General features: G+C 71.1%; 11 protein-coding genes. 2 read left to right on the forward strand and 9 right to left on the reverse strand.

What is annotated here, in order from left to right:
• The first annotated feature begins 24 nt into the window (after positions 1 to 24).
• Positions 25 to 789: a hypothetical protein gene (locus ACZ4TV_RS06375; protein WP_468131263.1), complete on the forward strand. Its 765-nt coding sequence runs from the start codon at positions 25 to 27 to the stop codon at positions 787 to 789.
• Between the two features lie 166 nt (positions 790 to 955).
• Positions 956 to 3,718: a PKD domain-containing protein gene (locus ACZ4TV_RS06380; RefSeq protein WP_468131265.1), complete on the forward strand. Its 2,763-nt coding sequence runs from the start codon at positions 956 to 958 to the stop codon at positions 3,716 to 3,718.
• 92 nt (positions 3,719 to 3,810) lie between these two features.
• On the opposite strand, the gene ACZ4TV_RS06385 is transcribed toward ACZ4TV_RS06380, so the two are convergent.
• From ACZ4TV_RS06385 to ACZ4TV_RS06425, 9 genes are all read right to left on the reverse strand, one after another.
• Positions 3,811 to 4,230, reverse strand: a complete 420-nt coding sequence (locus ACZ4TV_RS06385; RefSeq protein WP_468131267.1) for a PPOX class F420-dependent oxidoreductase — start codon at positions 4,228 to 4,230, stop codon at positions 3,811 to 3,813.
• Between the two features lie 88 nt (positions 4,231 to 4,318).
• The gene (locus ACZ4TV_RS06390) at positions 4,319 to 5,524 is read right to left on the reverse strand and encodes a DUF1266 domain-containing protein (RefSeq protein WP_468131269.1); all 1,206 of its coding nucleotides are present in this window, start codon (positions 5,522 to 5,524) and stop codon (positions 4,319 to 4,321) included.
• 83 nt (positions 5,525 to 5,607) lie between these two features.
• A complete protein-coding gene (locus ACZ4TV_RS06395) occupies positions 5,608 to 5,991 on the reverse strand; it encodes a VOC family protein (protein ID WP_468131271.1) in 384 nt (127 codons plus the stop codon).
• Positions 5,992 to 6,058: 67 nt separating this feature from the next.
• A complete protein-coding gene (locus tag ACZ4TV_RS06400; protein WP_468131273.1) occupies positions 6,059 to 6,799 on the reverse strand; it encodes a 4'-phosphopantetheinyl transferase family protein in 741 nt (246 codons plus the stop codon).
• Positions 6,796 to 10,644 (reverse strand): amino acid adenylation domain-containing protein, encoded by a 3,849-nt coding sequence (locus ACZ4TV_RS06405; protein ID WP_468131275.1) that lies wholly within the window; start codon positions 10,642 to 10,644, stop codon positions 6,796 to 6,798. The genes ACZ4TV_RS06400 and ACZ4TV_RS06405 overlap by 4 nt, the downstream gene beginning before the upstream one ends.
• Before the next feature lie 181 nt (positions 10,645 to 10,825).
• Complete coding sequence (locus ACZ4TV_RS06410; RefSeq protein WP_468131277.1) at positions 10,826 to 11,314, reverse strand: acyl-CoA thioesterase; 489 nt, start codon at positions 11,312 to 11,314, stop codon at positions 10,826 to 10,828.
• A complete protein-coding gene (locus ACZ4TV_RS06415; protein ID WP_468131279.1) occupies positions 11,311 to 11,685 on the reverse strand; it encodes a YybH family protein in 375 nt (124 codons plus the stop codon). The genes ACZ4TV_RS06410 and ACZ4TV_RS06415 overlap by 4 nt, the downstream gene beginning before the upstream one ends.
• Positions 11,686 to 11,728: 43 nt before the next feature.
• Positions 11,729 to 13,222: an FAD-binding protein gene (locus ACZ4TV_RS06420; protein ID WP_468131281.1), complete on the reverse strand. Its 1,494-nt coding sequence runs from the start codon at positions 13,220 to 13,222 to the stop codon at positions 11,729 to 11,731.
• A gap of 112 nt (positions 13,223 to 13,334) precedes the next feature.
• Positions 13,335 to 14,276, reverse strand: a complete 942-nt coding sequence (locus ACZ4TV_RS06425; protein ID WP_468131283.1) for an AraC family transcriptional regulator — start codon at positions 14,274 to 14,276, stop codon at positions 13,335 to 13,337.
• Positions 14,277 to 14,328 lie beyond the last annotated feature (52 nt).

The raw sequence follows: 14,328 nt of genomic DNA on the forward strand, positions 1-14,328 counted from the left end.
CCCCGCCAGGGAAGGGGGGTTGGGGTGTCCATCGCCGAGTTGCAGGTGTACCGCGTCGAGGAGGCCGACGTCACGGGCGGGGTGTGCCTGGTCCGGTGCGTCGGCGGGGTGGCGCGGACCGGACAGGTCTATGCCGTCGGGGATTCGAGGATGGGCCTGCGCCACATAGAGCGGTACGGGCGGCCCGTCGCCTTCTTCGACGCCGGACACGTCGCGAAGGTACGGCTCACGGGCGCCATGGTCGCGCTGCTGACCCGGGGGCAGGTGCTGACCTCGGTGCCGCCCGACGGGCACTCGCTGGAGGACCTGGAGGCCTGGCTGGCGACCGGCCCGCCGCTGCTGGACGAACCCCAGCCGCGGACCCTGCGCGTGCTGGCCGGGGTGCGGATGCGGGACGAACGGCTGCCGGACGAGGTCCGCCTGCGCTGGGGGCGGGTGGCGCTGGCCGCCACCTACCGCTGCGCGGCGGCCGAGGGGGTGCCCGAGCTGGTGCGGGCGCCCGAACTGGCCTACGTACAGTGCTACTTGATCCACCAGTTCGGCCCGGACCGCGGCGGCGACCCGGCGGCCCTGTGCCGGGAGCTGCTGGCGCTGATCGACCTGTCCCCGGCGCAGGCCGTGGCGCTGGCCCGCGGCTGGCGCGACCTCCCGTACCACCGCATCCGGCACCTGCGCCGCATCAAGAGCCTGATCCCCTGGCTGACGGCCGTACGCGCCCACCTGCCGGACGCCGGTCCCGTGGCGGGGGAGGTCGACGCCTGGGCGGCGGTGCGGCCCCTGCTCCCGTAGTCAACAGGGGGTGACATCGGCTTTCGGACCATGGATGATGAACATCGTTCGCGGGGGGTCGCGTGCGCCCGACTGACGCTGGGGGGAACGAAACGTCTACCAGTCGTGCGGCGCCGCAGCAGCCTTCGTGACGTCACGTCGTCTCTTCACGAAGGAAACCCTTCTGGTGCGTCCCACTCGCACGATGGTCCTGCTCACCGCGGGTCTCGTCACTTTTCTCGGTGTTCCGGCCGGAGCCGCGGCCGCCGCCGAGACCCCGACCAATCTCTACGTGAACAACCAAGACGGCTCCAACTGCTCCGACTCCGCGTCCGGTACGCAGGCCGCCCCCTTCTGCACGATCTCAGCGGCGGCCAAGCGCGTGCAGCCCGGCCAGACCGTGCGGATCAAGCCGGGCAAGGTGTACGACGAGACCGTCACCGTCGACCGCTCCGGTGAGCCCGGCAAGCCGATCGCCCTCGTCGCCGAAGGCATCGATCAGGCCGGACTTCCGGCGCAGGTATCACTGGGCGCGGGCTCCCTGACCGTCAGTGGTGCCTCCCACGTATCGCTCCGCGGGCTGGTCACGAGCGGTCCCGTCCGGGTCGGCGGCTCCAAGGATGTCGAACTCGACCGGATCAACGTGCGCCGCGACGACGACGTCGTGATCGGCGACGCGAGCACCGACGTGCGCCTCACCCGGAGCGACGTGTACGGCGTCCGGATCGAAGGCGGTGCCCGGGGCACCCTCCTCGGCCGCAACTTCATCCGCGGCTACGGCGCGGCGCTGGTCACCGCGGTGGACGCACCCGGCACGGTGGTCACCAACAACACCTTCCTCTTCGACTGCGTGACAGCCCTTTCGCTCAGTGGCGCGTCCACCGGGTCCGCGGTGTTCAACAACGTGATCTACCCGCTCGACTTCACCCCCTGTCCGTCCGGCAGTGCGCACACCGGCATCGTGGTTTCGGAAAGCGCCGCCGCGGGTACGCGCGCCGACTCCAACCTCCTGGTCGACGGCCCCAAGAGCGCGCTGAACGCCTACAACTGGGCAGGCGCCGCCTACGAGACCGCCGCGGCGTTCCGGGCAGCGACCGGGCAGGGCGCGCACGACATCGTGACCCCGTCGGCCCCCGGCGCCATTCATGGGGAGGACGGCTCCCTGGCCGTCGACTCCGGTGACCTGACGGCGCCGGGCGTGTTGCCCACGGACAACCGGGGCTTCCCGACCGCGGACGACCCGCGCGTGCCCAACACGGGCAAGGACGGCGGTTTCATCGACCGCGGTGCCCGCGAGACCCAGGACGACCTGCGCAGCGTCTCGATGCAGCTCGAACCGGTCTGGGCTCCGGTCGGCACCACGGTGACGGCCAAGGCCTTCCCGGTCAGCAAGTGGTCCGCCGCCCTGACCTACCACTACGACTTCGGTGACGGGACGGCTCCGGTCGTCACCAAGGAGCGCAGCGCCGCGCACGCCTACAGCAAGCCGGGCGACTACCTGGTCAAGGTGACGGCGGTCAACGGTGTCGGCCAGAAGGTCTCCACCGAGCAGACGACCAAGGTGACCGCCCCCGGCCCGCTGACGGCGGGCTTCACGGCCACGCCGCTCCTGCCGACCTCGGACAATCCGATCGAACGCATCGCGCCGCTGACCATGTCGGTCGACCCCCGGCCCGCCACCGCGGCGCCGTGGCCGGTGACGGACGTGTACGTGGACTTCGGTGACGGCACCTCCGCCCACAGCGACCACATGGACCAGGCCTACCAGCACACCTACGGCCAGCCCGGCGACTACAAGGTGACGTTCACCCTCTATGACCAGAAGGGCGCCACGTCCAAGGTCAGCCGGAACGTCCGGGTCGACTACGCGGCGTCCGGGTACGTGGCGTCGGAGCCGTTCCGTCTGCTGGACACCCGCACCACCGGCGCCCCTCTGCGCGGGGGCGTCCCCGCGTCGGCGGTCCTGCCGGTCGGCCTCAACGTGCCGGAGCACGTCATGTCCGGCAGCATGGCCTCGGTGGTCCTCAACGTGACCGTCACCAACGCCACCCAGGACGCCTTCCTCGCGGTGACGCCGTACGCCCAGGAACGTCCGTCGACCTCGAACCTCAACGTCCGGGCGGGCGGCACCGTGTCCAACACGGTCACCGTCCCCGTCAGCGCCCTCGGACAGGCGTGGTTCCTGCTCAACGCGGGCCAGGCCGACCTGGTCGTGGACTTCGTCGGCTACTACCAGCCGAACGTCGGGCAGAAGTTCAGCCCGATCAGCCCGACCCGCCTCGCCGACACCCGTACGGCGGGCGGCGCGCTGGCCGGCGGCCAGACGCGTACGGTCAAGGTCGCGGGCGTCGCCGGTGTCCCGGCGGACGCCTCGGCGGTCGCGCTGAACCTGACCAGCACGGACACGACGACCCACTCGTACGTGGTCGCCTACCCGGACCCGGCGAAGCGGCCCGTGGCCTCCAACCTGAACCCGGAGCCCGGTAGGGCCAAGGCCAACCAGGTCATCGTGCCGGTCGGCCCGAACGGGACGATCACGCTCTACAACCACTGGGGTTCCACGCACCTGGTCGTGGACGCGGTGGGCTACTACGGCAAGGAGGGCAAGGCCCTCTTCACGCCGGTGGTGCCGAAGCGTCTCGGTGACACTCGGCTGACGGGGAAGGTCGCCGCGGGCGCCACCACGACGGCGGCCGGTGTGCCGGCCGGCGCGGTGGGTGCGGTGGTGAACCTGACGGCGACCGAGTCCACCGGTGCCGGCTACCTGACCGCGTACGGCTTCGGGGCGGCCCGTCCGGACGCGAGCAGCCTGAACACGCTCCCGGGGACCACGGTCCCGAACCACGTGACGACCCCGGTCGGGGACGGCAGGATCAGCGTCTTCAACGGCCCCTGGGGCGGCTCGACCCACGTGATCACCGATCTCCTGGGCTACTTCACCCAGGGCTGATCACACCCCGAGGACACCACGGAGCCCCGGCCGCCGCGCAGAGCGGAGGCCGGGGCTCCCGGCGTGCTCGGGGACGTCCGCCGCCGCCTGCCTCAGCCGTCCGTCCGGGCGGCGTTGCCGAGGACCTTGGTCGGGGTGATGCGGACGACCACGCGGACGTCCTCGGCCGGGGCCTCCTGGTACTCCTTGCCGGCGCCCGGGCCGAGGTACTCCTCGGCGATACGGACGGCCACCTTCCGGCCGATGTCCTCGGTGACGGTGGCCGTGCCGCGGATCTCGGCGTAGAGGAAGGGATTGGCCAGGTCGAAGACGGTGAGGCCGACCCGCCCGTCCCGGACGATGTTCCGCTCCTTGCGCCGGCCCTGCTCGGTGGAGATCAGCAGGTCGCTCCCGTCGCGGGTCACCCAGATCACCGAGCTCTGCGGACTTCCGTCGGGGTTGATGGTCGACAGGACCGCGGGGTGCGGCGCGTCGAGCAGCCCGCGCACGGTCTCGTTCATCTCAACAGTCATGGCGGCGAGGCTAGTCGGGGTGCCGACGGGGCTGCCGCCGGATTCCGGCCACGATCGCCGACTACCGGAGGTCGGTCGGTTCCGGACGTCAGTTCCAGGGGATGTTGCGCCACGGGCTGGCCGGGTCGGTCGTCAGCGCGACGTGAGCGGCGAGGGCGCTCGTGTACCAGGTGCCGAACTCCTCCTCGTCGAAGTGCAGGCACCGCCCGAGGACGTACCCGGCGGAGAACTCCTCCCACGAGCGGTAGGTCCCGCGCGCGGCCTCCCCGGCGCGCAGCACCGCCTTCTCGGCCTCGTGGAGGGTGCCGTAGCGGCAGCCGACGCCCCAGCGGGCCATCTGCGAGGCCCGGCCTATGTCCCAGCCCTCCACCGAGCGGACCCAGCCGTCCTCGGGAAGCAGCCCGTCGGCCCGGAAGCGCTGCTCGTAGCGGGCGATCCGGCCGATGAGGCGCTTGACGCCGGCGATCTCGCCCTCCACCTCGGCGGTGGGGCGCGGCTGGGCGACGGTGACGCCCTCGGGGGTGAGCTGCGGCTCGGCAGATCGTTCGGCGCTGCGGCGCAGGCTGGCCTCGGCCGCGTGCCGCCAGTGCTCCACGTCGACGGGTCCGGCGAAGTCGGAGGCGAGGACGCGGCGGACGCGCAGCGCGTACTCCCAGACGGGGCTGACCATCCCGGCGTTCAGCAGCTGCTCCAGGGTGGAGAGCCAGTCGTGCCGGTCGGTGATGCTCCAGCTCTTCGCGACGCGGCGGCGCTCGTGCTGGTAGCCGCTGCCGTGGTAGGCGAGGGCGTTCCAGAACTCCCCGTTAGTCACGGCGAGATGGCAGCCGACGGCGAGTCCGTGGGCGATGGGCCCGTGCAGCGGGCCGCCGGCGAAGAGGGCGTGGACCTTGCCCTCGGGCAGGCCGTACGAGGGGGCCGCGTCGGCGTGCGCCCGCCAGCGGGCCAGGTCGGCGGGGGTGGTGGTGAGGTAGGCCTCGGCGGGGGAGCCCGGATTCACGGCGAGGAAGGCGGGGTCCTCGGGGGCCCAGACCTTGGCGAACCAGCCCAGGCTCCGCGACTCGAAGACCGTCTCGGGGGTGGGCGCGGGCAGCATGCCGGCGGTGTGGACGACGAGCATGCGGTCCGGGGTGGCGTGGAAGTAGATCGAGTCCGGGTGCGCGTCGGACTGGACGCGGGGCTGCGCCACGTACAGCTGGGCGCGGGCGAGTACGTCGAAGTACGCGGCCCAGTCGCCGGCGGTCTTGGCCTCGTACAGCTCTCTCTCGATGACGCTCGGCGCGATCCAGATCCCCATACGGGGACCCTATACGGGCGCCCCGACGCCCAGCTCGGCCCATACGGTCTTCCCGACGACCCGGTCAGGACGGCGCGTCAGCGTCAGGTATTCATGGCGGCTCGGTCGGAGTCGCCGCGCAGAACGCAGAATTCGTTGCCTTCGGGATCAGCGAGGATTGCCCAGCCCGAGCCATCAGGATCCCGGTGATCAGCGACAAAGGTGGCACCGAGGCCCAGCAGCCGGTCCACCTCCTGATCGCGCGAGGTCTCAGGGCGCAGACACAGATGGATGCGATTTTTGATCGTCTTGGCTTCGGGCACCTGGTTGAAGTACAGCACTGGGCCTTCCGCCAGCAGCACTTGAGTCTCCCGGTCACCCGGTCTGACATCCGGATGCATCGGACGGCCCGTCACACTGCTCCAGAACCGGGCCAGCTCGTAGGCATCCGCACAGTCAATCGCCACGTTCTGCAATACCGAAACCATGCGCCCCAGCCTTCCTGACTTCCACTCCGGACGCCACCGAGCTGCGCTCACCGTACGCGCACACAGCTCAGGCCCGACGGGCCACGCAGACCCCGATGCGGAAGCCCGTCGGTGCCTGGGGTGCGTGGCAGTCCCACCGGCTGGGGTCGGGGACCTGGGCGGTTCGCCGCAGCGCGATCCCTCCGTGGCCGTCCGGGCGGAAGGCGACCTGGGCGAACGGCAGGCGCACGCCGAGCCCCACTGCCTTGGCGTAGGCCTCCTTCAGCGTCCACAGCTGCACGACGGCGTCCCGCCGCTTCCGGCCGGCCAGTTGCTCTACGTCGGCGCGTTCCTCCGGTGAGAGGCACCTCGTGACGAGACGTCTGACACTCTCCGGTTCGTCCAAGGCGTCGCAGATCTGGATGTCGACGCCGACCGGCCGGCCGTGGGCGAGGCCGATCAGGCACACACCGCCCGAGTGGGAAAGGCTGAACTCGACATCGAGCCCGAACCGGGGATGGATCGCGGGCTTGCCGCTGCGTGAGGGGACGAACTCCCAGTCCTGCGGCGCGACGTGGACGAGCCGGGAGAGCTCGGTGCGCAGCATCCACCGGGCGTACTGGAACTGCCAGCGGTCCCTGTCGAAGCGGAAGGCGTCGGCCCGCCGCAGTTCGCCGCGTGACATCACGGCCCGCCAGGTGTCCTCGGCGGGTGCGTCCGCGCCGTCCGGGAGGTGTGCCCGGCCCATCACGGTGATCAGTCCGGGGACGCGGGGGGCAGCGAGCCGGTGCCCGTCATGGGCGGTGGAGATCGGGATGCTGGTGCTCACTTGCGTCCTTCACTCCAGTGGCCCATGACGGGCCGGATGCGGTCGATCAGCTCTGTGATGCCGTGCTGCTGGAGGACGCTGTAGTGGTCGCCGTCCAGGCCGATCACGGTGGGCGGTTCGGCGGAGTAGCCGCAGGCGCCCTCCAGGAACGAGTAGTCGTCCCCCTCGGCCTTGAAGATCGTGATGGTGGCCTGGACGGTGCGTTCGGTCAGCTCGCGGAAGCTGTACTCGAACTCGTACGTCTCGCCGACGATGCGGGTGATGCGGCGGATCGTGCCGGTGTCCAGCTGCGGCATCAGGCCGTGGACGAACCGGACGAACGAGTCCTCGTCCCGCGCCTGCTCCAGGCACGCCGTGACGGCCGTGCCGTGGATGGTTCCGGCGAACACGGAGAACAGGATCGTCACGTAAGTCGGGTTGGACCAGGAGGCTTCCCTGCCCCACTGCCTGCCGTCCTCGGCGCGGACCTTCGGGTTGCCGGGGCAGATCAGGATCAGGTTCTCGACCTTCTCCCCGTGCTGCTCCAACTGCCAGGCGGCCTCGAACGCCACGCGCGCCCCGAACGAGTAGCCCCACAGGGTGTAGGGGCCGGTGGGCTGGGCGCGGCGGATCTCCGCGACGTCGGCCATGGCCGTCTCGCGGATCGTGGCATACGGGGCTTCGCCGGGGTTGATGCCGTGGGCCTGGATGCCGTAGAACGGCCGGTCCAGGTCGACGCGCCGGCCGAGGCGGCGCAGGTTCATCGGGTAGCCGCCCAGGCCGGGCCAGCAGAACACCGGGGGCAGGAAACCTTCGGTGTGCAGCGGTACGAGGCGCGAGGAGCGTGCCGGGGCGCCGCCCTCGATGCGGGCGGCGAGGTCTTGGAGCTTCGGCGACTCGAAGACGACCTGCAGCGGCAGGCTGATCCCGAACCGGCGGTTCACCGTGCCGACAAGAGCGACGGCGTGCAGGGAGTTCCCGCCGGAGGCGAAGAACTCGTCCTGCGTGGACACGTCGTCGTACTTCAGCAGCCGTCCCCACGCCTTGGCCAGCCACTGCTCCGTCGGCGTGGCGGGGGCCAGGTGGACGGCGGAGGTCTGCGCGGCCGTGATCTCCGGGAGGGCGGCGGTGGCCTTCGTGTCGATCTTGCCGTTCGCGGTGAGCGGGAGCTCGTTCACCACCAGAACGCGGGCGGGGATCATGTAGTCCGGAAGGAACCGGGCGAGGTCGTCGCGGATCATTTCCGCCGGGCCCTTGGTGTGGACGGCGTCCTCGTTCATGCCCTCGTGCGCGGCCTGCTCGTCGCTGATGCGGCCACCGGTGAAGAAGTACGAGGCGGGGGCCTTGTCGATGCCGGCGGCGGTGAGCAGGTCGTCCAGGCGTACGGATGCCGGGAGCGGGTTGCCCGTCTTGGACGAGTAGCCGGACGACATGAAGCCCATGCCCTCGACGCGCTGGAGCTGGTGCAGCTTACGGCCGAGGAGGATGTACCGCAGCCACTCCTCACCGGTGCGGGCGACGGCGGAGATGCCCAACGAGGCCTGCTCGTACACGCTCTGGTTGATGGCGATGACGTGGCGCTTCTCCACCACGCCGTTGCCGAGCCGCGTCAGCGTGCCCGAGGTGTACCGGTACAGGCCCGCCTCGAGGCCGTCGACCCTGTCCTCGTGTGCCTGTACGAACAGCTCCACCTCGTCGGGGAGGGTCCGGCCCTCGTTGGTGGAGATCTCGAACGTTCCGAGGTAGTGGTCCTCGTCGGCGACATCGAGGCGGGCCTTCGCCTGGGGCGTGTAGCCGTGGGCGCCGATCCGGAGACCGTAGGCGGGCAGGACCTCCTCGAACACGCCCAGCATGTGGCCGGTCTCGAACTCCAGCACCTCGGCGATGTTGTTCTTGTACACCGGCTCGATGGCGCGCTTCTTGCCGAGGAAGTGCACGCGCAGCCCCTGTCCGGGGAAGCCGTCGGACACGTCGGCGACGCGGACGAGGGTGTGGTCGGCCGGGTGGAAGTAGTACACGCCGGACGGCAGCCCGAACAGGCCGCTGACCTCCAGGTACATCTGTGTGGCGTACAGGGCGCCGGGGGAGGCGTAGGCGTACTTCGGCAGAAGCCGGTGCTCGCTGCGGAACGGGCCGAACCAGCGCAGGATCTCGCCGAACTCCTCCACGCCCAACTCGGTGAGAGGCCGGGCGTACGAGGACGCCGGACGGGGGGCGAACAGGCCGAGGACGTCCTGGAGCGTGACGCGGCCGCCGTCGTAGAACCGGTACGTCTTGCGGGCGAACGCCTGCCGGCGCTGCCCGTCGGTGGCGCGGCCGTGCGGCAGCGGCACCACCGGCCGGCCTTCCAGCTCGTGGGCCTCGCGCAGGCCGGGGTTGGACAGCTGCGCCTTGACCTGGAGTTTGGATTCCTTGGACTGGTGGTGGGCGGCGTCGTCGCGGCCCTGGTCCATGACGGCGGCGGTGCGCTCGTTCAGCTCGACCGCGGCGATCAGGACCTTGTTCCCGGTGCGCGCGTCGTCGGTGACGATCGCCGCCGCCCGGCGCACCCACGTGTGCTCCTCGATGCGGGAGGCGACCTCTTCCAGTTCGACGCGGTAGCCGCGCAGCTTGACCTGGTTGTCCGTACGGCCGGTGAACTGGATCGTCCCGTCCGGGTTCCACTGGGCGAGGTCGCCGGTTCGGTACAGGCGCCCCGTCGGGTTGAACGGGGAGGTCACGAACCGCTCGGCGGTCTGCTCGGGCAGGCCGATGTAGCCGCGGGCCACCTGCGAGCCGCCGATGAACAGCTCGCCGGTCTCGCCGATGTCGACCGGCCGCATCTGCCCGTCGAGGATGTAACACGTCACCTTGTCGGCGGGGATGCCGACGGGGACGATCGCCGGGGCGGTCGCGAGCTCGTCGGGGTCGACCCAGTGCGAGGTGGCGTTGATGGTGGTCTCGGTCGGCCCGTACAGGTTGACCAGGGACACCTTCGGCGCGGCGCGGAAGATCTCCTCGGCGAGGGTGCGGGTCAGCGCCTCGCCGCCGGAGAACACACGGGTCAGGCTGGCGCAGGTGGCGAACTGCTCGGTGTCGATGAGGGCCTGGATCAGGGTGGGCACGGCCTGCAGCGCGGTGACCTGGTGCTCCCGTATGTGGCGGATGATCGCCTCGGGGTCGCGGAACGATCCGGGCGTGGCCATGACGGTGCGGGCGCCGGTGGCGGGGGCCAGGATCTCCCACTGGGCGGCGTCGAAGCTCATCGGCGTCTTCTGCAGGATCGACACCCGCGGCCCGAGGTGACCGCAGTTCGCCAGCCACTGCAACTGGGACACGATGCTGTGCTGTTCGATCATCACGCCCTTGGGCCTGCCGGTGCTGCCCGAGGTGTAGATGACATAGGCGAGGTCGGTGCCGAACTGCTCCGCGGAGGCACCGGACGGCGGGGCCGGCGCCGGTATGTCGTCGGCGGTGATGACGGCGACCCCGTCGGGGACCAGGCTCCGGGCCCGGTCCCCGAGGTGGCCTTGGGCGACGATGACCTTGGTGCCGGAGTCCTCCACCATGTAGCGGATCCGCTCGTCCGGGTAGTCCGGGGACAGCGGGAGGTAGGCGGCGCCGGAGCTGAGGATGCCCCACGCGCCGGTCATCAGCTCCGCGGACGGCTCGGTGTACAGGCCGACGGCGGTGTCCGGCGTCACGCCGAGGCCGATGAGGTGGGCACCGAGTCGAACGGCGGCGGCGTCGAGCTGGGCGAAGGTGAGGTGCCCACCGGGATGCGTCACGGCGATGGCGTCAGGCCGTTGGCGGGCCTGCTCGGTGAGCAGGGCGCGCAGGGACACGCCCTTGAGGCGGGAACGCGATATGGGCAGCTGAACGGTCATGGATGCTGTCCCCCGACAGGTGTGTGGTGGTGCTTACGCGCGTGGGTGTGCCGACCCGGTCGAGGGCGGCACGGCTCACACCGAGCGCCGGCCGCTCGACAGCGTGGAGCACGGTCGCGGACACCCCCGTCACGGGTGGTTCACCGGGACCGTGCCCCACGTCTGTCCCCTGACGTCGCCGTCAGGCCTTGCCGGGCTCGCTCACGGTGTCGAGGCCGAGGACGTCGGGCTGCTTGGCCAGCTCGCGCAGCGTGGCGCGCGGGGCCGGGAGCAGGCGGCGCGTGGCCAGGTCGAGCAGCCCGATCACGCACTCGACCCGGGCCACCGAGATGCCGTCGGGCGTGTGGAAGCGCTGCGTGAGCTCGACGAGCTTGCCCTGCCCGCCACTGATGGCGCAGCCCACGTCGACCTCGTCGCCGGCCCGCAGTTCGCGCTGGAACCGGATGCCGGCCTTGAGCAGCACCGGGCCGATGCCGGCCTCCCCCAGGACGTCCGGGGTGAGGCCGGCGGCTTGCAGGAACTGCCAGCGGGCGTGCTCCGCGTACTGCATGTACACGGCCTGGTTGACATGGCCCTGCCGGTCGATCTCGTAGGCCCGCGCTTGGATGCGGACGCTGAACGGTGTCTCCCTGCCGGTCTCCATGCCGGTCTGCATGCCGGCCGCCCTCATGCCCCGACCGGATCGTCGAAGAGGATCCGCCAGGTGCCGTCCGGCTGCCGGCGGGACACCACGGTGCCCTTGCCGCTGAGGTCGATCGGCTGGCCGGCCTCGTCCTCTCCCACGAGGTGCCAGTCGGCGTGCGTCATGGCGATGTCGCCGGACCGCAGGACGCTGGTCATCTTGATGTCGGCCGTCTTGATGGCGGCGAACATCGGCTTCAGGGCGCGGGCGACGGCTTCGAGCCCCACCTCCTGCGTGCCGTCCGGCGGCGTGACGAGGATGCCGTCCGGCTCGTAGATGTCGAGCATGGCCTGCGGGTTGTTGGTGTTGAAGGCCTCGGCGATGAGGCCGGGGATGTCTTCCGGGCGTTGTGCCGGCACGGCAGGTCTCCTTGCTGGAGGGACGGGGTGGGCAGTCGGCGGGTCAGCCGAAGATGCCCTGGCCCGGCGTGAGGATCGCGGCCGGGTCGTAGTGGAGCTTCAGGTCGACGAGCGAGGACCAGCGAGACCCGTAGTGGGCCCGCCAGTCGGCGCGGGTCATCGAGGGCACCGAGCCGACGAGGTAGCGCTTGGCCCCGAGCCCGACGGCCCGGTCGTAGAAGCGGCGGTTCTGCGCGAGCAGGCCGGGGACGTCCGGGTGGTTGGGGGCCGGGATCCGGATAAGGCTGACCTCGAAGAACTCGTTCGTCCGGCACCGGGGCAGCATGAAGCTGGGCCGAGTGAGCGACCCGGCGTCCATCGGCGAGATCCGGACGGGGCCGGGGCCCATCTGCGTGGCCGTCAGCTCGCCGAGCACGGTGTCGAGGTAGGCCGGGGTGTTGTCGACGCCGACGAACATCATGAGCCACGGCTTCTGGCTGCCCCAGAACCCGGCGGCCTTGAGGGCCGCCCAGTTCGGGTCGAAGCGGAGCAGCCAGTCGCGGAACGGCAGGTCGGCCGTCGGGCCGGCGGTCGCCTGGGGCGAGAGCACGGCCTGCACGGCGGCGACGTCGGGCTGGGCGGGCGCCGAGTAGAAGATGCCGAGCGCCAGCCGGTAGGTCCAGCCGCCACCGGGCGCGGGCTCGGCGTAGCCGTTCTGGTCGTCGACCACGCCGGCCCGCATGATGGCCAGCGAGTCCCGCAGGAAGGCCGCGCGGTCGGTGTAGGTGAACTCCAGCGAGCGGGCGGTCGTCTCCGCCGCGATCAGCTTGATGCCGGCGCGCACGATGACGGCGAACTGCCCGCCGCCGACGAGGACGGCCTCGAACAGCGCGCGGCGGTTGTACCGGGAGCAGGTGACCAGCTCGCCGGTGCCCGTGACCACCTGGAGCCACTCGACGTTGTCGGCCTGCGAGCCGTAGCGCTGGCTGGTGCCGCCGAGGCCGCCGACGCTCAGCGTGCCGCCGATCGACAGGTGGGCGAAGTCGTTGTAGACGGGCGGCGCCTGGCCGGTGTCGAGCGCCCGCAGCGCCAGCGTCGACCAGGTGACACCGGCGTCGACGTCGGCGATGCCCTGCGAGATGCTGTGGATTGAGCCGAGCGGCTTGAGGTCGATGGCGATGCCGCCCTCGACCAGGGCCTGCCCGTAGTGCGAGTGCGAATGGCGGTCCTCGGCACCGGTCCCGCTCTGGCCGTTGACGGCCACGGGGATCCGGTTGTTGCGGGCGTAGCGGACGACCTTCTGGATGTCGTTCACCGAGCCGGGAGTGAGGACGGCCTGGGGCTGGCGCGTGACCAGGTGGCCGAAGTCCTCGGTGAACGCCGACGCGTCGGCGGGGAGGAGGAGTGTGCCGTCGAGGGCCGGAACCTGCTGGAGGCCTGACGTCGAACTGGGGGCGGCGGCCCACGCTTGGGCGCTGGGGTCCCACCCCGCGATCGCCACGCCCGCTCCGACAACCAGACCGGACAGGATCTTCCGGCGTGTGAGCTCGGTATGCATGCCTCGTTGGTACGCCCGGGAGCGCAACGAGACCGCAAGCCCGCCCCGCGGCGGCCCCTGCGGCGGCCCCTGCGGCGGCCCCTGCGGTGGCCCCCGCGGCGGCCCCCCGCGCTCACTGTGCCGGCGCTGCGCCGCGGTGTTCCTGTGGGCTGATGCCGTACACCCGTTTGAACGCCGAGCTGAGGGCGAATCCGCTGCCGTAGCCGACCTGCCGGGCGACAGTGTTCAGTGTGGCGTCGGATTGGCGCAGGAGGTCGGCGGCCAGGGCCAGGCGCCACTCGGTGAGGTAGGTCATCGCCGGTGTGCCGACGGCGTTGCGGAAGCTTTCGGCCAGCGTCGCTCGTGACACGCCGACCTCGGCGGCGACCCGTGTCAGCGTCCAGTCCTTCGCCGGGTCTTCGTGGAACAGGCGCAGGGCCTCGCCGGCCACGGGGTGGGCGTGGGCCCGGTACCAGGCCGGGGCCTCGGTCTCGGGTCGGTCGAACCACACCCGCAGCACCGAGATGAGCAGCAGGTCGAGCAGGCGGTCGAGTACGACGCCCTGGGCCGGCCCCTGTTTGGTGACCTCGCCGGCCAGGATGGGGACGAGGGTCGAGTCCCAGGTGTCGTCGGACACGACCAGCAGGGGCGGCAGTACGTCGAGCAGGCGCTGGCCGACGGCGCCGACCTCCTCGTACACGCCGAGCACCATCTGGACCGACCCGTTGGGGTTGCTGCCCCACGAGCGCACGCCCAGCGACATCCGCTCGCGCAGCTCGACGCCCTCGGGTGTGAGGCACTGCTGGCCCGGGTGCACGATGACCTGGGGCGGGGTCGCGGGCTCGTCGCTCATCACGTAGGGGTCCGGCCCGCGGAAGATGGCGACGTCGCCCGGGCGCAGCCGCACCGGCTCGCCGTGGTCGGGTTCGACGTGCGCTTCGCCGCCCAGCATGACGGCGAGGCACAGCGGTGACCTGTCCTGGACCCGGATCGACCACGGGGGGTCCAGCAGGATGCGGAGGAGGAACGCGCCGCTCGCCCGCGGCCCTTCGAGTAGCCCTGAGAGTGCGTCCACCCGGCCAAGGCTAGACGATTGATTATGCATCGTGGCATCTCAACCATGGACC

This window comes from Streptomyces sp. NPDC028910, from assembly GCF_055564955.1.